General features: G+C 29.5%; 19 protein-coding genes. 12 read left to right on the top strand and 7 right to left on the bottom strand.

Annotation, left to right across the window (positions count from 1 at the left end; genetic code table 11):
• Positions 1–4 precede the first annotated feature (4 nt).
• The 7 genes from C8N27_RS09640 (at position 5) to C8N27_RS09610 (ending at position 5,832) form a co-directional block, all read left to right on the top strand.
• Positions 5–892 (top strand): ParB/RepB/Spo0J family partition protein, encoded by an 888-nt coding sequence (locus C8N27_RS09640; RefSeq protein ID WP_047789667.1) that lies wholly within the window; start codon positions 5–7, stop codon positions 890–892.
• Positions 893–1,471, top strand: a complete 579-nt coding sequence (locus C8N27_RS09635; protein ID WP_121147187.1) for a DUF5683 domain-containing protein — start codon at positions 893–895, stop codon at positions 1,469–1,471.
• A 1-nt stretch (position 1,472) separates the two neighbouring features.
• Complete coding sequence (gene dapB / locus C8N27_RS09630; RefSeq protein WP_121147186.1) at positions 1,473–2,174, top strand: 4-hydroxy-tetrahydrodipicolinate reductase; 702 nt, start codon at positions 1,473–1,475, stop codon at positions 2,172–2,174.
• Between the two features lie 78 nt (positions 2,175–2,252).
• Complete coding sequence (lepB, locus tag C8N27_RS09625) at positions 2,253–3,836, top strand: signal peptidase I (protein WP_121147185.1); 1,584 nt, start codon at positions 2,253–2,255, stop codon at positions 3,834–3,836.
• Positions 3,836–4,456, top strand: a complete 621-nt coding sequence (locus C8N27_RS09620; RefSeq protein WP_121147184.1) for a WbqC family protein — start codon at positions 3,836–3,838, stop codon at positions 4,454–4,456. Before lepB ends, C8N27_RS09620 begins: the two co-directional genes overlap by 1 nt.
• A 37-nt stretch (positions 4,457–4,493) precedes the next feature.
• Complete coding sequence (locus C8N27_RS09615; protein ID WP_099216456.1) at positions 4,494–5,066, top strand: Crp/Fnr family transcriptional regulator; 573 nt, start codon at positions 4,494–4,496, stop codon at positions 5,064–5,066.
• Between the two features lie 187 nt (positions 5,067–5,253).
• Positions 5,254–5,832 carry a Crp/Fnr family transcriptional regulator gene (locus tag C8N27_RS09610; RefSeq protein ID WP_099216455.1) on the top strand — a complete coding sequence of 193 codons (579 nt, stop codon included), beginning with the start codon at positions 5,254–5,256 and terminating at the stop codon, positions 5,830–5,832.
• Positions 5,833–5,964: 132 nt separating this feature from the next.
• Here the strand turns inward: C8N27_RS09610 and C8N27_RS09605 are convergent, their stop codons facing one another.
• The 5 genes from C8N27_RS09605 to C8N27_RS09585 are packed head-to-tail and all read right to left on the bottom strand — an operon-like array spanning position 5,965 to position 11,532.
• The gene (locus C8N27_RS09605; protein WP_121147183.1) at positions 5,965–7,470 is read right to left on the bottom strand and encodes a lipopolysaccharide biosynthesis protein; all 1,506 of its coding nucleotides are present in this window, start codon (positions 7,468–7,470) and stop codon (positions 5,965–5,967) included.
• A gap of 1 nt (position 7,471) precedes the next feature.
• Positions 7,472–8,557: a non-hydrolyzing UDP-N-acetylglucosamine 2-epimerase gene (gene wecB / locus C8N27_RS09600; RefSeq protein ID WP_121147182.1), complete on the bottom strand. Its 1,086-nt coding sequence runs from the start codon at positions 8,555–8,557 to the stop codon at positions 7,472–7,474.
• Positions 8,554–9,834 (bottom strand): glycosyltransferase family 4 protein, encoded by a 1,281-nt coding sequence (locus C8N27_RS09595; protein ID WP_167444741.1) that lies wholly within the window; start codon positions 9,832–9,834, stop codon positions 8,554–8,556. Before C8N27_RS09595 ends, wecB begins: the two co-directional genes overlap by 4 nt.
• 1 nt (position 9,835) lies before the next feature.
• Complete coding sequence (locus tag C8N27_RS09590) at positions 9,836–11,008, bottom strand: glycosyltransferase family 4 protein (RefSeq protein WP_121147180.1); 1,173 nt, start codon at positions 11,006–11,008, stop codon at positions 9,836–9,838.
• Positions 11,005–11,532 carry a methyltransferase gene (locus C8N27_RS09585; protein WP_121147179.1) on the bottom strand — a complete coding sequence of 176 codons (528 nt, stop codon included), beginning with the start codon at positions 11,530–11,532 and terminating at the stop codon, positions 11,005–11,007. Before C8N27_RS09585 ends, C8N27_RS09590 begins: the two co-directional genes overlap by 4 nt.
• A gap of 319 nt (positions 11,533–11,851) precedes the next feature.
• On the opposite strand from C8N27_RS09585, the gene C8N27_RS09580 reads away from it, so the two are divergent.
• Positions 11,852–13,540 carry a helix-turn-helix domain-containing protein gene (locus tag C8N27_RS09580; RefSeq protein ID WP_121147178.1) on the top strand — a complete coding sequence of 563 codons (1,689 nt, stop codon included), beginning with the start codon at positions 11,852–11,854 and terminating at the stop codon, positions 13,538–13,540.
• Here the strand turns inward: C8N27_RS09580 and C8N27_RS09575 are convergent.
• Together C8N27_RS09575 and C8N27_RS09570 are read right to left on the bottom strand one after the other, a co-directional pair.
• A complete protein-coding gene (locus tag C8N27_RS09575) occupies positions 13,537–15,930 on the bottom strand; it encodes a YfhO family protein (protein ID WP_121147177.1) in 2,394 nt (797 codons plus the stop codon). The genes C8N27_RS09580 and C8N27_RS09575 overlap by 4 nt on opposite strands.
• Before the next feature lie 2 nt (positions 15,931–15,932).
• The gene (locus C8N27_RS09570) at positions 15,933–16,214 is read right to left on the bottom strand and encodes a DUF4834 family protein (protein ID WP_121147176.1); all 282 of its coding nucleotides are present in this window, start codon (positions 16,212–16,214) and stop codon (positions 15,933–15,935) included.
• A 140-nt stretch (positions 16,215–16,354) separates the two neighbouring features.
• Between C8N27_RS09570 and C8N27_RS09565 the strand changes: the two genes are divergently transcribed.
• The 4 genes from C8N27_RS09565 (at position 16,355) to C8N27_RS09550 (ending at position 20,751) form a co-directional block, all read left to right on the top strand.
• Positions 16,355–17,686 (top strand): transporter, encoded by a 1,332-nt coding sequence (locus C8N27_RS09565; RefSeq protein WP_121147175.1) that lies wholly within the window; start codon positions 16,355–16,357, stop codon positions 17,684–17,686.
• Positions 17,687–17,704: 18 nt separating this feature from the next.
• Positions 17,705–18,823 (top strand): GTP cyclohydrolase, encoded by a 1,119-nt coding sequence (locus C8N27_RS09560; protein ID WP_099216445.1) that lies wholly within the window; start codon positions 17,705–17,707, stop codon positions 18,821–18,823.
• Positions 18,823–19,533, top strand: a complete 711-nt coding sequence (locus C8N27_RS09555) for a 16S rRNA (uracil(1498)-N(3))-methyltransferase (RefSeq protein WP_121147174.1) — start codon at positions 18,823–18,825, stop codon at positions 19,531–19,533. Before C8N27_RS09560 ends, C8N27_RS09555 begins: the two co-directional genes overlap by 1 nt.
• A 147-nt stretch (positions 19,534–19,680) precedes the next feature.
• Entirely contained in the window at positions 19,681–20,751 is a 1,071-nt protein-coding gene (locus C8N27_RS09550; RefSeq protein ID WP_124590873.1) for a helix-turn-helix domain-containing protein, read from the top strand.
• Positions 20,752–20,761: the final 10 nt, after the last annotated feature.

The following is a 20,761-nucleotide window of genomic DNA, read 5'->3' as shown; positions in this document are numbered from 1 at the left end:
GTAAATGGCAAAAGCAACAAAAAAACAAGCTTTAGGTAGAGGTTTATCAGCATTATTAAAAGAAACTGCAGAAGTAAATTCAGCAGAAGATAAGAATGCAGATAAGTTAGTAGGAAATATTATCGAAATTGATATAAATTCAATAGATGTAAATCCATACCAACCTAGAACTTATTTTGATGAAGAAGCGTTGCGCGAATTAGCTAGTTCTATTAAAGAATTAGGGGTTATCCAACCTATTACTGTTCGTAAATTATCAAGTGATAAATTCCAATTAGTTTCTGGAGAGCGTCGTTTTAGAGCTTCTAAACTTATTGGTAACAAAACAGTTCCTGCTTACATTCGTTTAGCTAACGATCAGGAAATGTTAGAAATGGCGTTGGTTGAAAATATCCAGCGTAAAAATTTAGACCCAATTGAAGTTGCTCTTTCTTATCAGCGCTTAATTGATGAAATTCAACTTACACAAGAAGAACTAAGTACTCGTGTAGGTAAAAAACGTTCTACAGTTACTAACTATTTGCGTTTACTTAAGTTAGACCCAATTATTCAAACTGGAATGCGTGATGGGTTTATTTCAATGGGACACGGTCGTGCTTTAATTAATGTTGATAGTAATTCTGATCAATTAAACATTTATGAAAAAATTGTTCGTGATAAACTATCGGTACGTCAAACAGAAGAGCTAGTAAAAAACTTAAAAGCAGGTAAGGTTGCTAAAACAGCAAAAAAGAAAGCTTTACCAAATTATATTTCTGAAAGTGTTAAGGATATTAGTGACTATTTTGGACATAAAATTGACGTTACGGTGAACAATCGTGGAAAAGGTAAAATTTCTATACCTTTTCATTCAGAAGAAGACTTTAATCGTATTAAAAACTTATTAAAGTAATTGAACGTACGTACAATCATATTCGCTTTTTTTAGTCTTTTTTTGTTTCAAAACACCTTTGCTCAAAAAGATTCTATTGCTGTTAGGGCAAAACAGCTTCAATTAACTAGCGACAAATACAACCCTTTATCCCCTTCAAAAGCAGCTTTTTATTCTGCAATTTTTCCTGGAGGGGGGCAAATTTATAATGGAAAATATTGGAAAGCCCCTATAGTATGGGCAGCAATGAGCGCTAGCGCTTATTTTTATATTGATAATAGTAACCAGTATGACCGCTATCGAACAGCTTTTAAACTTCGTAAACAGGGTTTAAAAGACGAGTTTACTAGAGAGGATGGAACTGTTCTTATTTCTACTGCTGGTTTAGAAAGTGCTCAAAAAACTTTACGGAAAAATAGAGATTTATCATTATTAACTGGTGTACTTTTATACGTTTTACAAATTGTTGAAGCTAGTGTTAACGCACACTTATTACAATTTGACACAGATGATAGCTTATCTGTAAAACCAGTAATAACTCCAGATCCTTTATTTATTGAAGCACCAAAGGTTGGTTTAACACTAAAATATTCTTTTTAAAATGAAAATAGCCTTACTTGGTTATGGTAGAATGGGTAAAGAAATTGAAAAAATTGCTTTACAAAGAGGACATGAAATCGTTATTAAATCTACAGGAGAAAATAGTTACGACATTACAAAAGCTGATGTTGCCATTGATTTTAGTATTCCTTCTTCTGCATATGACAACATAAGCAATTGTATTAACAATAATGTACCTGTTATTTCCGGAACTACTGGCTGGTTAGATAAATACAACGATATTGTTGATTTATGTAATGAAAAAAACGGTACTTTTATTTATGCCTCTAACTTTAGTTTAGGTGTTAATGTTTTCTTTGAGCTAAACAAACAACTTGCTAAAATAATGAGTACTTTAGAGCAATACAATGTTTCTATTGAAGAAATCCATCATATTAAGAAACTAGACGCTCCTAGTGGTACTGCAATTACATTAGCTGAAGGTGTTATTGAAAACACAAACAAAAAAGCTTGGGAGCTAGATAAAAAAACATCAGACGAAAATATTTCTATCAAAGCTATCCGAACTCCAGATGTTCCAGGTACTCATACTGTAACTTATAACTCTGAAGTAGATACAATTGATATTAAACACACCGCTCATAATCGTCAAGGTTTTGCTTTAGGTGCAGTAATTGCTGCTGAATGGTTAAATGGTAAAACAGGTGTTTTTACTATGAGAGATGTGTTAAACTTAGGTTAATAGCGTAACAAAAAACTCTAAAAGCACACAAATAATATTGAATTTATTCCTTGCAAGGAAATACAAAATATATAGATTATGACATTTACTGAATGGTTTTTATTCTTCTTACTTATACAAGTTATTCATTTTTTAGGTACTTGGAAACTATATACTAGAGCTGGTAAAAAAGCTTGGGAAGCAGCTGTGCCTGTATATAATGCCATAGTACTAATGCAAATAATAAATCGCCCAAAATGGTGGGTAGTTTTATTGTTTATTCCTATCGTTAACCTATTAATGTTTCCTATTATTTGGGTTGAAACATGTAGAAGTTTTGGCTTTAATAAAAGACCTGACACCATCTTAGCTATTCTAACTTTAGGGTTATACATCTATTATATCAACTACTTTACAAATGCAGAGCATATAGAAAACAGAAGTTTAAAACCTAGATCTCCTTTAGGTGAATGGGTAAGTTCTATTGCTTTTGCTATTATTGCTGCTACTTTAGTGCATACTTATTTTATGCAACCTTACACCATTCCTACATCATCATTAGAAAAAACCTTATTGGTGGGTGATTACTTGTTTGTAAGTAAATTTCATTATGGTGCACGTGTTCCTATGACTACAATCGCAGCACCTATGGCACATGATACAATTCCTGTATTAGGTGTAAAATCATTTTTATCTGATGATAAAAATAAAGATGGATTACTAAACAAACTGTCATTACCTTACATGCGTGTTCCTGGTTTTCAAAAAATTAAACGTAACGATATAGTTGTTTTTAGTTGGCCTTCAGATTCCTTAGCTACAATGTGGGGTGATAATTCTGGAAAATTCACTTATAAACCTATTGATAAACGTACTAACTATGTAAAGCGCGCTGTAGGTACTCCTGGTGATAGCTTAGAAGTTCGTGATGGTTATGTGTTTATTAATGGAAAAAAAACGGCATTACCTGATAGAGCAAAGCCACAATGGTACTTTTTCATTGATACTGATGGAGAAAAATTTAGTCAAGGAGCTATTTCTAGATATAATATTAGAGAAGGACAAATGATGCCAGATGGTAGATATGCTTTAAATCTAACAGATGAAGAGGCAGCTTTGATAGCAAAAAACCCTATTGTAAAAACTATTGAAAAGCATATAACTCCAAAAGGGACTTATGATAAATCTGTTTTTCCTCACGACCCAAGATATGCTTGGTCAACCGATAATTTTGGACCTATATATATTCCTAAAAAAGGAGCTACAGTAGAGCTAAACTCTAAAACCATACCTTTTTATGAGCAAATCATTCGTAGGTATGAGAATAACGACTTAACAATTTTTGGAGACGACATTTACATTAATGGTAAAAAGGTAAAAGAATATACTTTTAAGCAAGATTACTACTGGATGATGGGAGACAATCGTCAACGCTCATTAGACGCTAGAAATTGGGGATACGTACCTTTTGACCACGTGGTTGGTAAACCTGTAATGATTTGGTTAAGTTGGGATGCTAACGCACCTAATTTTATCGCTAAATTAAACTCTATTCGTTGGGATAGAATGTTTACAACTGTTGGCGGCAGTGGTAAACCAGTTTCTTATCTTTGGTTAGTTTTATTATTAATTGGAGGTTATACTGTATATAGTTTTAGAAAAAGTAAAAAGAAGAAAGCGTAATGTCACTTTTTATCCCTACTTACTTTGCTCCTATTTCACAGTATGCTGCAATCTATAAATCAGACGTAATAACTTTTGAAGTAGAAGATAATTATCAAAAGCAAACCTACCGTAATCGCTGTTATATTTATGGAGCTAACGGTAAACTTGCCTTAAATATTCCTGTTAAACACAAAACAAAAGACGGTAGAAAAAAGACAAAAGACACGTTAGTGGAAAATGATTTTCCTTGGCAGCAACAACATTTTAAATCGTTACAATCAGCCTATCGCTCTTCTCCTTTTTTCGAATTTTTTGAAGATGATTTACATACTATTTTCAGCAAAAAATACACCTTTTTACAAGACCTAAATATTGATACTCATCTATTTATAGCAGATGCCTTACAAATTGATCAACAATTTAGTAAAACAACTAGTTATGAATTAAGCCCTGAAAAAACTGATTTCAGGTCTTTAGCAATTGCTAAAAAAGGAGTTGAAATAGAAATGGATTCCTATGTTCAAATGTTTGATGAAAAATATGGATTCATACCAAATTTATCTATTTTAGATCTCCTTTTCATGGAAGGTGCTAATACTATTAGCTTTTTAGAGAAAATTAATGTAAATTTGGAATAACCCCCTCTAGTTATTTCATCCTTTCATTATTTTACTTATGGAGTTTTTTAGAGAGTTTTCGCAAAATTTTCATCCTTTATCTGAAGCTGCTTTAAATAAAATATTTGCTATTTTATCAATAAAGAAGTTTCCTAAAAATTATGAGTTGGTTTCTTTAGGTCAGAGGCCCATAAATGTATACATCTTAAAAGAAGGGATTATAAGGTCGTATAATGTAGACTCTAAAGGAAAAGAACACACAAAAACCCTTTACACTCCCGTAATTACGTCAGGTAATTTGGGGGCTTTGATAAAAAATGAGCCTTCTGAATTAATTTATGAATGCTTAACCGACTGTGAAGTTTTAGAATGTAATTATCAAGATTTTTATAATCTTTCTTTACAATATCATGAAATTTCTATTTTTCACTACAAAATACTGCAAAACATATACATTAGGGAGGAGTCCAAAATTTTAGAATTACAGATGTTGGATGCTACTCAGAGGTATAAAAAACTACAAGAAAACTATCCAAATATTGATAATCTTATTAATCAATATCATATAGCTTCTTATCTTAATATTACTCCTGTTCAACTTAGTAGAATTAGAGCTAATTTCATTTATTAACATATGTTAATGGTTATACTATAAAACTATCCTAAATTTGCTATTGTAATTAACAAGTTACATACCCCTTAACACATTTCAGACCTAATTTCCCCTTAAAGTTAGGTCTGTATTTTTGCTTCAATAACTGAAAGTTTTTTATTAACTTAGTAATTTACCCTCACTATTATCATATAACTTGTTAATTATGAATGATGATATAAAAAACTTTGTTCATCTCTACGTTGACTTGCCAGATTATTTAGTTTCTCTATTTGAAGGTATAGTTACATTTACAGAGTTAAAACCTAAAGAAATTCTCACTAAAGAAGGAGAATACTCAAATGATTTTTTTATAATCAAAACAGGAATTATGCGGTCTTTTTTATTGAATGAAAAAGGAACTGAAACCACTAGGGCTTTTTTTATTTCTGGCGATATTTCTGGAGCAAACTCTGCAATGATGCAAAAAATTCCCTCGGAAGTTAACTATCAAGCCTTAACAAACGTAACAGGTTATAAAGGAGATTTTGATAAACTTATAGAACTAACATTAAAGTATAAAGAATTTAGTATATTCTACATAAAAGCACTTGAAAATGCTTATTTAATAGCTGAAGAATTACTTTTAAATATTTCTACACTTACTTCAACAGAAAGATATATAGCACTAAAAAAAAGAATCCCAAATATTGATAAACTAATTACACAACGATACATTGCTTCATATCTAAACATTTCTCCTGTACAACTTAGTAGAATCAAGAAAAAACTAAATAATCAATAATTTTTTAACATAAATTAAGAGGCAATTTACTTATTTTATATATATTTGTCAGCGAAACATTTCCCCCTTTTTAATGTTTCATTTCCCCCTTATTATTAAGAAAAGACTTGTTCCCTTTGTGTGCAGGTCTTTTTATTTTATATATCTTTTTGCCAAGTTATTTATCTGTTCTGAAATAGATAACTTTACTACAACAAAAACATAAACTGCAATAATTAGTATACTTTTTAAAATGATATTTATTATAGGATGAATTGGAAAATCCAAAAGGTAAAACTCAGGTATTGAGAAGTTCCAAAAATTAAACCCTAAAAACATAATTAAGACAATAAGAATCATTAAAAATGTTTTATTAGTAAAAGGTGTCATATTAAACTTTTCTTTTACAAACCATAGTTTAAAGGTATTAAATACTAAAACTGTAATAAGCGTTGCTAGTGCCAACCCTTTCGTTCCCATTTCTAAATCATTAAAAAAATAAATATTTAAAAAATATACAGAAAAGGCCATTCCTAAACCTACAGGTAAAGTAATACGGTAAAATTTAGAATTGCTTATAATGGCACCGTTACTACCTAATGACATTAAAAACAACTTTGCAGACGAGATTAATAATACTACTAGTACTCCTTCTTTTCCATAGTTTTTATTCGGCATCAGCCTGAATAATTCCTCCACATTACAATTCACTAAGACAAAAAATAGTCCACCAATCAACAATAAGTTAATAGAACTTTTTTTGTATAAGTTCTCTGTTTCTTTAGGATTATTTTCATTAAGTGCCTTAGAGGTTAATGGCTGTAAAATTTGTCCCATAGCTCTGCTTGGGGCTTCTATAAACGACCCTATAAACACAGCTACCGTATAATATGCTGCTGTAGCAAGACCTTCTTTACCTGGTATCATTACTTTATCTATATCTAAAATAATAGCCCCAGCACTACCTGCTAAAATAATATAAAAAGTATATCTCAATACTTCTTTAAAGTTACTTGGTAAACTAAATGTAAATTTTGGTGTATACAAACGAAAAGCGTATGTCATCATTAGCAAAACTCTAAATATATATGCTACCGACATATAAATTAAAAATTCTTCTTTAGTTATTACATTAAAGTACACAGCTAAAAGCAAAACCATTACTGCCACTCTATTATATAATTCTTTTAAAAGATTTCCAAAAACTGACTGCATTTGTACCCTTGCCCAAGAGTAAAACACTTCAAAATAAGCACAGGCAACAGCTATTATATAAATATAAATTGTGTAGTCTTCAATTATTAAATTCTCATTAGCTCCACTTTCTACTACATAACTCATAATCCAATCATGAAAGAAATTCCAAAAATACCCTATTGGAATTGCTATGAATAATGGTAAAAAAATTATAGAGCTTAAAAACTTATCTTTTTCTACCTTTGAAGTATACCCTGAAAAAAACTTGATTATAGTAAAATGAACTCCGAAAGCTGTTATGGGCATTATTAAATTTGAAGCAGAAAACACATAGGTTGCTAACCCATAATACTCATCACCTAAAAATCGTGTATATAATACCAAGGTATTAATACCGCCTATTAAAAATCCTAAATAAATTATTAAGGTGTTTCTGAATGATTGTTTAAATACAATTCCCAACTTATTCTTTTATTAATTTTAGTATTGATTGATATATTTTTTCTCCTACATTCTCTCCGTACAACGGCTCTTTAAAATCTTTTGTTGTCGCTAAAAACTGTTGGAAATAATTTTCTATTTTTTCTGTACTAGCTCCAGCTATAGCTGCATAACCGTTATCTACTAATTCTTTCCATTCTGTTTCTTCTCTTGCTATTATGCAAAACTTCTTATTAAAGAAAGCCTCTTTTTGTAATCCTCCACTATCAGTAATAACCAAGCTACAGTTTTTTAACAACTCTAACATTGAAAAATAACCTACAGGTTCTATAAAAGTAACGTTTGGTTGTAATCGGTATTTCTCTAACACCTTTTTTGTTCTCGGATGTAAAGGAAGTACCACTTCTTTTGTTTTATGAATCTCTTCTAAAGCAGAGAAAATATTAGTCAATTTACCTTCATTATCTGTATTTTCTTGACGGTGAATTGTTGCTAATACAAACTCTTTTTTCTCTAAACCTAAGTCTTTAAGAATAGTTGACTTCTCTTCGGAAACTTGACTATAAAACTCTACAGCATCTTTCATTATATCACCGTGCTTCTCTATCAAAATATCAAAACTATCAAAACTTTCATTTTTTAAGTTTGATACAGCAATATCTGTTGGACAACTTAGTAAGCTCCCTATCCTATCAGTTAGGATACGGTTTATTTCTTCAGGCATTAGCATGTTAAATGAACGTAATCCTGCTTCAATATGCACTACTTTTATATGAAGTTTTTTTGCCGCTAAAGCTCCAGCTAAAGTTGAATTAGTATCTCCGTATACAACAACTACATTAGGCTTTTCCGCTAGTAAAATTTCTTCAATTTTTTCTAGCATTTGCCCCGTCATTGCCCCATGATTTAGTCCATTAATATTCAAGTTATACTTAGGCTTAGGAATTTGCATTTCATCAAAAAAAACAGCGCTCATGTTTGCGTCAAAATGTTGTCCAGTATGCACTATTACTTCTTCAATTTCATTGTACTTTTTGATTACTCTACTTAACACGGCTCCCTTTATAAATTGCGGACGTGCACCTAATATAGTTACTATTTTTTTCAAGAATTAACGACTTGTTTTAATATGATAGATAATTTTTCAGTTAGCTTTTTTCGATGATATTGCTCTATGTTTTCAGAATTAACTTCTAAAACTCCTTTCTTATATTGATAATAGAGAAGTTTAATTTCTTTTTTCATTTTTACTACATCATCAAAATCAACAATAGTTCCTGAGTTAGTTTTAGCCAATATTTTTGCTAAATCACCATCTTCTGGACCTACTGCTAAGATAGGACGTTTTGCTTGTAAATATTCAAAAATTTTACCTGTTATAATCCCTTTAGCACTTGGTACTTTATTTACAGCTAACAATAAAATTTGTGATTTTCTTTGGTGTTGCTGTACTTCTTGGTGAGGAACATAAGCAATTTTTGTAATATTTTTAAACTGATATCCTTCTAAAACTTTTTCAACTTCTTTAGCTACTTTTCCTATAAGTTTAATTTCTAAGTCTTCTGCAAATTCATTATTTTCTACACATAACTCTGATAAAGCTTTCCATAAAACCTTAGGGTTTCTATCAGCATTCATCAAGCCTATATGCGTTATTGAAAATTTTTTATCAAGAACAACATTTTCTTTATCATTCAATTCAGAATCAAACCCATTGGTTATAACGTGAATATTTTTGGAAAATTTTTGATAATTCATTTTCATTGTTTCCCCTACTACCAAACTTGCATCAGCATATCTTAGAACTTTCTCTTCTAGCTTATAATGTTTTATTTTAGATTTTTCAGTTAAAGGTAATTGATGAAAATAATCAATATCTGTCCAAGGGTCTCTAAAATCTGTAATCCATTTTACTCCTAATTCTTTTTTTAATTCTAGTCCTATTAAATGTAAGCTATGTGGAGGGCCTGTGGTTATAACAACATCAATATCACCTTCTTTTAAATAGTTTTTAAGTTTTTTAACTGAAGGTTTTACCCAAAACTTACGTGCGTCAGGAATAAAATAGTTAGCACGAATATACTGCATTACCTTCCCTATAAAACTTGGATTAGGGTCTAGAAATCCTGCACTTGTTTTTGTTTCTTTTTTCTTAAAAACAGATAATAAATCATTAGGTTCCCATATCGGAGTTTTAAATACTTCTAAATTCTTAGGAACATCTTTTTTTAGTGATTCATCTATAATCGGGTATGTTGCCCCGTCAACAGTAAAAACTACTGGTTCAATATTAAAATCTCTTAAATATTTTACAAACTTCAACCATCGTTGTATACCAGAACCTCCAGCAGGCACCCAATAATATGTAATTATTAATACTTTCAAATTATAAACTATTGTACAAGTTTATCAATCCTTTTGATGTCTTGTCCCAAGTAAACTCATTTCTAACAAAAGTTTCACCATTCTTCCCCAGTCTTTCTCTTAATTGTTCTTCTTTATACAGAGTTAAAACTTTCTTTGTAAAATCAGCCACATTTTTTTCTTCGTGTACTAATCCTCCTCCTACTTTTTCAATTATATTTTTTTGAGCTGTGGCATCACTAACTAATAAAGGTTTTCCTAAGCTCATATATTGAAATAACTTATTTGCATGTGTAGTATCATGGTGAATATTTCTATGTAGTGGGGATAAACAAATATCACTATTACTTATATAACTTGGGAATGTCACTTCATTCTGCCAACCTTCAAAACTAACGTATTTCTCTACATCTAACTCCTTTACTAATGCTTTTAAATCGTCATTCGCATTTCCTACAATAACTATTTTGATGTTTTTTATATCCTTTTTTAAAACAGGTAGGCTTTTTATTACTGTTTTTAATCCTCTCCTTTCACCTGTATCTCCGATATATAATAAGTTAAAGCTATTTTTTGCAGTATGTTTTTTAAGCTTATTTAATGATTTAAAAAAAGAATTTCTAACAGTATTAGGAACTATAAAAATTTTTTTTGCTGCTACTTTAACTCTTCCTAATATCTCTTTTTTCGCTTCTTCAGTAACAACTATTACCCTGCTAGCTTTTTTAATAAACTCCTCTTCTTTCTGCTTCCATTTATTAGTTGATATTAAAATACTTTGCGGAAACTTTTTTAAGTGAGGATAAAACTTCATTATCTCAGGCCTGTTCTCATGTAAATCTAATATAAGTGGTAATTGTTGTTTTTTATTAGCTAATAGAACAGCTTCTGCAACAACTATATCATGTACATGAACGACTTCTATAGCGTATTTATTAAGAAAATGAGCTATCTTTTTTTTCATTAGAATGGAATATAACGGTATTGTATAAGCTAAAGCTGATAATTTATACTCTAACTTATTTGACTTATATCTCTTTACCTTTATCTCATTTATAAACTCTTCTGAAGGCTCATTAGTATACGTTAAACAAAACAAAAAAACCTCGTGACCTGCTTTTATAAGTTCTATAGCTTCATTATGCACTCTTGGATCAGGAGGAAATGTTTTATCTAAAATCATTCCTATTCTCATTTCACATTATCTTTTTCTGCATATACAGCATAATACCTAGGAGTATATTTTCTCAAAACAGGTCTAATTCCAAGCTTATTTATTGGACTAGTCCATTTTTTGGTATCAACAATATTCCAACCTGACTTTTCTAATAACCAATTGTACTGCCAATCTTCAAACTCATGATAATGTCTATCCCACATATCTGTTTTACTCCTATAAGCACTCGTAAACCATAATTTTAATGGAATAGTTGTTATTATTTTTGTTGCCTCAATTTCTCTTAACACATTGAAAGGGGCTAACAAATGCTCAAAAATTTCAAAAGCTGTTACAGCATCTACTTTATATTCTTTTACTATTTCTGGTAACAAATCTAAATCTTCCCCATTAGTATTATAAACTGTGTAACCGTTCTCTTCCATTATTTCTGAAAAAGGGTTACGAACTCCTAAATCTAGTATAATAGCCGGTGCAGGAAGATGCTTCTGTAAAAATTCAAGTGTGTGCTTATATCTTTTTTGAGGTAGTTTAGAATACATGAACATTATTTTAATAACAAATGTATTACTATTTTATCATTTCAAACAACAATGCTTAAAATAGAATTAAGTAACATCGTATAAAAAACAAAAGCGAAAGATTACTCCTTCGCTTTTAACTATTTAGTTTTCCATAGCAATTCGTACTTATTTTAATTAGTACGTTTTACATGCTACAAACATATTATTGTTTCACTTATAAAAAAAACATTATATACCGTATTTTATAAAAAGCATCATTAAAATAATGTATATTTGAAGTTGTTGCATATGTTTTTTTAGAAAAAGAGCTTTCTTTATTTGACTGATTTATATTAAGATGACCAGATTTATAATTATAATACTTATAACCTTATTCTCTTCTTTAAAAATAATTCCCCAAACGAAGTATTTAGACTCTATAAATCATAGTAAAATTGACTTTTATAAAAATATAAATAGTGATAGCTTATTTTTTTATTGTGATCAATTAGAAAACTCTAACAATATCTGTAAAAAAATAGAGGCCTCTACTGGTAGAGCTTATGGCTTTTATAGATTAAAAAAATATGATAAGGCTGAAAGAATATCTATCAATGTAATAAAACAAGTAGACTCTTTGTTAAAGGTGGAAAATTTAACTTGCCTTATTGACAGGAAAATTGCTGCCTTAAATAGACTTTTTTGGCTTAAAAAAAACCAAGAAAAATATGAAGAAGCATACTCTATTCTCATAAAATATGAACATGAAATATTAAATCATCCTATTCAAGATCAAAAATGGATTAGAAATAAGTTAGGTCTTGCTCTCAGTAAAGCTGTAATAAAAAATAAGCTTAACATGCAAGAAAAATCGAAAGCTATATTATTAAACACTATCTCTGAATCTAAAAACCCTATTCTAAAAAGTGTTCAAAAGAATAGTTTTTTTCTTCAATGGAAGGCTAATTCTTTTAATTGCCTTGGAAACACTTATATGTCTATTAACAGTAAAAAGCCAAATAAAACTTATCTAGATTCAGCTGATTACTATTTTAACAAAGCTTATAAAATAACTCAACAGTTTATACCCGAGCATAAGGACTCTGAAATCTTTTATAACTTAAGAAAAACTGAAGTGTTAATAGCCAGAAAAGAATTTTCTAAAGCTATTGATTTAATAAATAATTACAAAAACATAAGTAACGGGTATCCTTATTTTCACAGAGAGTATTTTCAAAAAGCTATCTGCTTTCACAACTTGAAAAAACCTGATTCTGCTATTTATTATTCAAACAAACTCTTAAAGAATCACAAAAAATGCGAAACAAGTAAACTTATTACTATTTATGATATACTCTCTAAAGAATACAATAATTTAAACAAACTAGATAGTGCCTATAAATATTCTAAACTTACTTTAGATCAGTATAATTTGGCAAAAAACACTAAGGATAAAACTTTTAATTTATTTTACAACAACAACTTTGAGCAGGCTAAAAAACTCAACAAAACTATAGAAAAAAGAGAAGCCAAAAAGCAACGAAACCTTATCATTTCTTTTATAGTATTACTATTAACTTTTATTATTATCACCTTTTATCTTTTAAATAAAGAGAAAGAAAAGAAAAAACAGCTTATTTTAATAATGAATAAAAACAAACCTATAGAAACTGAAAGAAAAGAGTATAATATTGATGAGGCTTTAGAAACCAAAATTCTTGATGAATTTAAAAACGTAACTGAAAGTTTAGACTTTTTAAAACCTGAATTTTCAATTAATTACATTGCAGAAAAACTAGATACTAACACTACATATATTTCATTTGTTTTTAATAAACATCATGATGAATCTTTTAAGCAATACTGTACTAAGCTTAAGATTAACTATGTGGTAGAAAAATTAAAGACAGACAAAAATTTTAGAAAATATTCTATACAAACCATAGCTGAAGAAATAGGCTATACCAATGCATCTGCTTTTACAAGAGCATTTAAAAAACACATTGGTATAACTCCTTCTGCTTTTTTAAAAAGTATTGAGAATTAGTTCTTCTTTCTTTTTATTACATACCAACCAATAGGTATTATCAGTAATAAAGCATAACAGAATAAAGACAATAAACTTCCTGTTTTTATTACACTAGGTTCATATTTAAAAGTTATAGTATGTTTTCCTTTAGGAACTTCCATTCCTCTTAAAACATAGTTTACTCTATAGTATGGTACACTATTTCCATCAATATAAGCATTCCATCCATCTTTATAATAAATTTCTGAAAATACAGCAAATTGATTTGAATTTGTATTTGACTCATACATCAATTCAGTAAGGTCCTTCTTTACTAAAGAGATAGTAGCTGTTGAGTCTTTTTGAAATGTATCAACTCCTACTTTAAACTCCTTTGAGTTAATAACCGCTTCTGATTTAGTATTCAAACTATCTAATGCTACAATTTCTTCATTAGCTGAATTAACCTCTTTTAAAAAGTTTACAAACCATACATTTCCGTTCGCTTTAGGGTTTTCTTGAAATTGTTCATCACTAATAATAAAGTACTTGGTATTTAACATATTTAGTACTTCCATATTATTTTTAGCTATTTGATAATCAAACAACTCTTGATAACGTTTCATTTTTGCAGCATGGTACCCTCCTATCGAATTATGGAAATATGAAGTTCTACCATCTTGCATAGGACTTACACTAAAATTAACAACTCTGTAATATCCTTTATCTTTTAAAATTTCTGTATCAGCTTTTGTTGCTGTAAATGGTTTTTGCACTCTTCTTGCTAATGTAAAATCTTCTTTATTAACATAATTAGCATCTATTGACACTAAATCAAAAATTATTAATCCTCCCAATACAATCAATACAGGTACTTGCTTCAGTTTTCCTTTTAAATAAAACCATAACATTCCTGCAACAGCTAAAACAAGCAAAAGAGAACGTAAACTATCGTTAAATAACATTGATTTTCTATCTGCAATTAAAGCATCAATTAACTCTGGAAGTTGCTGATATTGCGCATCTCGTAATCCTTCAAAAGCAAACAAACTAGATCCAAACAGTAAGAATAGTAAAGAAATACCTCCTACAATATAAAAAGCTTTCTTTACTGCATCTTCTTTTTCTTCGGAAGAATTCTCAGAAGAGAAAAATTCTTTTAATGCTAGAACACCTAACAACGGAACACATAATTCTGCAATTACTTGAATAGATGAAACTGCTCTAAACTTATTATATAACGGAATATAGTCAATAAAAAAGTTCGTTACTATGGAGAAGTTTTTACCCCAACTTAATACGATGGAAAAAATAGTGGCTGCAACCAACCAATATTTTAATCGTCCTTTTACTAAGAAAATTCCTAAAAAGAACAAGAAAAAAACAATTGCCCCAATATAAGCTGGTGCTTCAACAATAGGTTGCTTTCCCCAATAAGTTAAAACTTGACTAGAATAGTCTTTTGCTACACTTCTACCTGCATTTTGTTCTAAAACTTGATAAAAATTAGAGTTCTCACCTAACTCTTCAACTGTTCCTCCACCCATAAAACGAGGAATTAATAAATTAAATGTCTCAGCAATTCCATAACTATACTCTGTTATGTACTCCTTATCTAATCCAGAAGATTTTTCTTTAGGCATCCCTTCAGGAGTAATTGTTAACTCCGATTTACCTCGTGTACTATAATCAGCATATTCTTTCATAGCTAACAACCTAGTAGAATTAGCTCCAATACCAATTAACATTGCTGCTACTAAAATAGCTGATTGTTTAAAAAACACAGGCAATGTTCTCGATTTGAAAGCTTCAATACCTTCAACAACTGCCAAAATCAACAAACAAAATCCTAAATAATAAGTCATTTGCGGATGATTTGAATAAATCTCTAAAGCCATTGCCAAGGCCGTTAGAATAAACCCGAGTAAATATCGCTTTCTAAAAATATAAATTACTCCTGCAATCACCATTGGCATATAGCCTATAGCATGTGCTTTCGCATTGTGACCAGCTCCAAAAATAATTATTAAATACGTAGAAAAACCAAAGGACAAACTTCCTAAAACAGCTAGCTTCCAATCTACCTTTAAAGCTGTTAACAACAAGAAAAAACTTAAAAAATATAAGAAAAGGTAATCTGTTGGTCTAGGTAAAAAACGAATTGCTTTATCAATATAACGCACAAAATCATTAGGATAATAAGCACTTACTTGATATGCTGGCATTCCGCTAAAAGCATTATTTAACCAATACGGCTCTTCTCCTTTTTCTGCTCTATACTCTTTTACATCTTTTGACATTCCTATAAACTGGGTAATGTCACTTTGTTTAATTTGTTTTCCGCTTAAAACCGGATTAAAATACAATACAGATGCTATTGCAAAAACAATAATTGCTATTGCAAACGGTAAAAATTTCTTTAAGTTCATGGTTAGTCTATTTCTTCATAGTCAACGTACTCGCCAACAGAATTATTACTTTCTTTTGAATTATTTGGCTTTTTATCAATAACAGTCTTTCCTACTTCAACATCAGATGTTTGTTGTTGGTTTCTATACTGTTGCTCAGCTTTCTTTTGTACTTTGTCTACTGCTTTTTTTATTAAGTATGGTCCAAAAAGTTTTGCTAAAAACTTAATAGCATAATAAACTAACAGAATAATTAATATGGTTTTTATAAAATTCACAGGTCCAGCTTCATTTAAATATGTCATCTTTTTCTTAAAAATAAAAAAATCAATCAAAAATAACAATTTGAAGCAAAAGGAAGCGTTAAGAGTTTACAAAACTTATATTATATAGGTAATTGTATTTTTACGTATGTTTGTACAACCTGAAAATTTGGATTTATTATATGATTAAGAAACTTCTTATCCTTTTTGTTTTTTGCTCAATTTTAACTGCTAACGCGCAATATACACCTGTTATAAATTCAAATAGGCCAGGTTTCTCTGAGAGCCCTTATAGTGTTGGCTCGGGAGTTTATCAGTTTGAAACAAGTGTTTTTTATAGAAAGATGAATCCTACACCTACCTTTAGTAACCCTGAAGCACTAGGTTTAAATTTATTTTTTAGAACTAGTTTTATTTCTGAAAAGCTAGAAGTTAATTTTAATACTTCTTTACAAAGAGATAAAATTGCTTTTAAAAATATTTTTGAATCATCTTATAATAAAACAGGATTGAGTCAATTTAGCTTAGGTGCAAAGTATATGATTTATGCTCCTAAATATGATGATAAAAGCAAAGAAATAAGAAGTTGGAAAAAAAGACACTCTTTCGACTGGAAAAGATGGATACCACATATTGGTGTTTCTGCTGGAATAAATATTGGAAGCTTTTTAACTGATTACCATGAAAGAGGTGGGTTTAGTCCTAAAATTGGCGTTTTATTACAAAATGAACTTTCCGACAAGTTAAATGTTATCACCAACCTTCATTACGATTATATTGGTACTGATTTTTCTCAGTTTTCTTATATAGTAACTGGTACTTATAACTTCAATGATTACTGGTCTGGTTTTGCTGAAATGCAGGGTATTTTTGAAAAGTATGAGAAAAAAACAAATATAGGAGCTGGAGCTGCCTATCTTTTTAGCGAAAATTTACAGTTTAATGCTTCTTTAAGAGCTAACTTACAACAAGATGAAATTGGAGTTTATAGTTCTTTAGGGGTATCGTACAGACTTAATAGACATAAAGATGATTTTGTTGAGATAGACGAATTCGGAAACAAAATTGAAAAAGAAAAACCTGTTAAATATGACGAGGATAGAAACTTCTTTGGTCGTATGTTTAGCAAAGTAGGTAAATTATTTTCTAAAAAAGATAAACGAAAAATTGATTCGAATACTGACTCTGGTGATAGTGACCTTTTAAATGAAAAACCAAAGAGACAACGTCAAGAGTCTTTAGTTGACATGATCGTTAAAGAAGATAAAAAACAAAAGAAAAAAACAGCCAAAGAAGAAAGAAAAGCCGCTAAAAAGGCTAAAAAGAAAGCTGAAAAAGAAGCTAAACGTAAAGAAAAAGAACGCCTAAAGCTTGAGAAGAAGATAAAAGAAGAAGAAGAAAAAGAAGCCAAGCGTAAAGAAAAAGAGCGTTTAAAACTTGAAAAAGAGATAAAAAAGCTAGAAGAAGAAATCAAGAAAGAAGAACAACAAGAGAAAGAAAAGGAGGATAATTAAAAGCCTTAAATTTGCAAAATGATTCAAATTAAAGAAATAACAACCAAAAAGGGAATGAAACAATTTGTTAAGTTTCCTTTTTCTCTTTATAAAAACAATAAGTATTGGGTTCCTCCTATTATTAAGGATGAAATTGAAAGTTTTGACAAGAATAAAAATCCTGTTTTTGAATATGCCAACGCTCGCTTTTTCTTAGCCTTAAAAAACAATAAAATAGTTGGTAGAATTGTAGCTATCATCAATTCTTACGAAATTGAAAAACAGCACATAAAAAAGATACGTTTTGGTTGGTTTGATGTTATTGATGATATAGAAGTATCTAAAGCTTTGTTAAATAAAGTTGCAGAAATAGGTCGTGAGAACAACCTAGAATATATGGAAGGTCCTGTCGGTTTTAATAACTTGGATAAAACCGGGGTTCTTATTGAAGGTTTTGACTATATAGGTACTATGATTACTTGGTACAATCATCCATACTATGCTAAACATTTAGAGCAATTAGGCTTTACAAAAGAAAAAGAATATATTGAAAGTATATTCTCTTTTAGTAATGTTGACATTAAAAAATATGGAAAGGCTAGCAATATAATTAAAAGAAGGTATAACTTAACTCCTTTGAATTTTACTTCAACAGATAAAATAATGCCTTATGTAGATGAGATGTTTGATTTGTTTAGTAAGACTTATTCAAAGCTATCTACGTATGTACCTATTTCAAATGCTCAAATAGCTTACTTTAAAAAGAAATACATAAGCTTTATAAATCCTGAATATATAAAGTTTGTTGTTGATGAAAATCACAAATTAGTAGCCTTTGCAATTGTAATGCCTTCATTTTCTGAAGCCTTACAAAAAGCAAAAGGAAAACTTTTCCCTTTTGGAATTTTCCACTTGCTAAATGCCAGAAAAAACTCAAAAGATGTTACGTTTTATTTAATTGGTGTTGATCCTGAATACCAAAACAAAGGTGTAACCGCTATTATTTTTGAGCAATTTCACCCTATCTTTTTAGCTAAAGGAATTCAAAATTGTATTAGAACACCAGAACTTGAAGAAAATCAAGCAATTCATCAAATCTGGAAAGATTTTGATCCTAAAATTCATAAAAGAAGAAGAACATACAAACTCGACTTATAATGCAACTCTTTTATAATTCAGATTTATTAACTACTTCAAAAGAAATTACTTTCAATAAAGATGAAAGTCGTCATATAATTCGTGTATTACGAAAAAAAGAAGGAGACGTATTACACATTACCAACGGAAATGGAACTCTTTTTTTTGCCGAAATAATTATTGGAAGCGATAAAAAATGTATTGCTAAAATTATTAAACTTGAAGAAAAACCTCGTACTAGAGATTACTATTTACATGTAGTTATAGCTCCTACAAAAAATAATGATCGTTTAGAATGGTTTTTAGAAAAAGCTACAGAAATAGGTATTGATGAAATTACTCCTATTATTTGTAAAAACTCAGAAAGAAAAATTGTAAAAATTGATCGTTTAGAGAGGATTATACAATCTGCTATGAAACAATCACTACAGTTTACATTACCTAAACTTAACCCTCCTATAAATTTTTCTGATTTTATAAAAAATGATTTTTCAGAAGAAATATTCATTGCACATTGTGAAGAAAGTATTGAAAAAAAGTTTTTAAAAAATATTGCTTCTCCTAAATCAAAATACACAATTCTTATTGGTCCAGAAGGAGATTTTTCTCATGAGGAAATTCAACAATCTTTAAATAAAGGGTTCATTCCTATATCTTTAGGAGCTAATAGACTTAGAACAGAAACAGCTGGTTTAAATGTAGTGCAGAGTATAGCCTATTTACACCAGTAATTCATTTTTTGTATATTTAGCTACTCTTAAAGGTTTTTTATTTTGACTACAGCAGATTTTTTTAATCTCTTTTTGTTGATTAGTGCCGTTCACGGTTTCGCTTTTAGTATTATACTTTTTTGTTCTAAAAACGGAAGAGAAAAAAGTATGATATACCTAAACCTCCTAATATTAGCTATTTCATTAAACAATATACAATCTTGGGCTTTAGAAAAAGAATTGTTTCAGCATAAGTTTGCTTTAGACTATGTACAGGTTCCTTGGCACTTTTTAGCAATGCCTTTTTTGTACATGTTTTTAATACACTACCTAAACCTTGCTGAAAAAGCTTACAAAATATTAAAGATAATTATTCCTGTTTTTTTTATTCTAGTTGCTAGTCAAATCAGTTTTGTTCTTTATTACAGTGATTCGGCTTCAAGAGAGAATTTAAATTTTATTTACGAGAGATATACCTCTATTGAAGAAATATTCAGTTTAATTACCTCATTAAGTATTTTTATATATTCATTTTACATTTTATATAAAAAGGAAAAACTTTTCCCTAAAATCCTATCATTTGACAATCTTAGATGGATTTATACATTCTTTATATTAAGTTCTATTGGATATACTCTTTGGATTTTAGCTTTAATCGTTAAGGTAAGTATGAACTTTACTGGTTTCTTATTTTCATATTATCCTTTAAGAATTTACACCACAGTCTTAATTTATTGGTTAGGGTATCAGGGATTAAAACAAATTCGTGTATTAAAAGAACGTGAAAGAATTAGAAAATCTCTTCTAATTGATTTAAATGGGGACTTTAGTGTTGACACAATTAATTTGAATACGGAAAAAAGTTTCTCTGAAAATCAGGTTGAAAGACAAAAGGAACAGTTTATCGAGATAGATAAATTCATCCGATCAAAAAAGAAATATTTACTAAATAAATACACACTACAAGATCTTTCAAAAGACACAGAGTTGAGTTCTAGTACACTTTCTCTTATTATAAATAATATTGCTAAAAAATCTTTTACTGATTATTTAAACGAAATGAGAATAGATTTAGCCAAAACACTCTTATTAGATCCTGATTATACAAGCTACACAATAACATCTATAGGACTAGAGTCTGGATTTAACTCTAAATCTACATTCTATACTGTTTTTAAAAAACATACAGGATATACACCTGTTCAATTTAAAAGCTCATCACTAGCTGTTTTAAATTAAAAAAAAATTA

It is taken from the genome of Tenacibaculum discolor, from assembly GCF_003664185.1.
Taxonomy (GTDB): Bacteria; Bacteroidota; Bacteroidia; order Flavobacteriales; family Flavobacteriaceae; genus Polaribacter; species Polaribacter discolor.
Note: the sequence above shows the minus strand (reverse complement) of the source record. Positions and strands in the feature narration are given on the sequence as shown.

Bases quoted from the DNA above. Each gene is read 5' to 3' on its own strand.
- C8N27_RS09570 (WP_121147176.1), bottom strand. From the start codon at position 16,214: ATGACATATTTAAATGAAGCTGGACCTGTGAATTTTATAAAAACCATA.
- C8N27_RS09580 (WP_121147178.1), top strand. From the start codon at position 11,852: ATGACCAGATTTATAATTATAATACTTATAACCTTATTCTCTTCTTTA.
- C8N27_RS09565 (WP_121147175.1), top strand. From the start codon at position 16,355: ATGATTAAGAAACTTCTTATCCTTTTTGTTTTTTGCTCAATTTTAACT.
- C8N27_RS09575 (WP_121147177.1), bottom strand. From the start codon at position 15,930: ATGAACTTAAAGAAATTTTTACCGTTTGCAATAGCAATTATTGTTTTT.
- dapB (WP_121147186.1), top strand. From the start codon at position 1,473: ATGAAAATAGCCTTACTTGGTTATGGTAGAATGGGTAAAGAAATTGAA.
- C8N27_RS09610 (WP_099216455.1), top strand. From the start codon at position 5,254: ATGAATGATGATATAAAAAACTTTGTTCATCTCTACGTTGACTTGCCA.
- C8N27_RS09615 (WP_099216456.1), top strand. From the start codon at position 4,494: ATGGAGTTTTTTAGAGAGTTTTCGCAAAATTTTCATCCTTTATCTGAA.
- lepB (WP_121147185.1), top strand. From the start codon at position 2,253: ATGACATTTACTGAATGGTTTTTATTCTTCTTACTTATACAAGTTATT.
- C8N27_RS09585 (WP_121147179.1), bottom strand. From the start codon at position 11,532: ATGTATTCTAAACTACCTCAAAAAAGATATAAGCACACACTTGAATTT.
- C8N27_RS09550 (WP_124590873.1), top strand. From the start codon at position 19,681: ATGATATACCTAAACCTCCTAATATTAGCTATTTCATTAAACAATATA.
- C8N27_RS09560 (WP_099216445.1), top strand. From the start codon at position 17,705: ATGATTCAAATTAAAGAAATAACAACCAAAAAGGGAATGAAACAATTT.
- C8N27_RS09555 (WP_121147174.1), top strand. From the start codon at position 18,823: ATGCAACTCTTTTATAATTCAGATTTATTAACTACTTCAAAAGAAATT.
- C8N27_RS09590 (WP_121147180.1), bottom strand. From the start codon at position 11,008: ATGAGAATAGGAATGATTTTAGATAAAACATTTCCTCCTGATCCAAGA.
- C8N27_RS09620 (WP_121147184.1), top strand. From the start codon at position 3,836: ATGTCACTTTTTATCCCTACTTACTTTGCTCCTATTTCACAGTATGCT.
- C8N27_RS09640 (WP_047789667.1), top strand. From the start codon at position 5: ATGGCAAAAGCAACAAAAAAACAAGCTTTAGGTAGAGGTTTATCAGCA.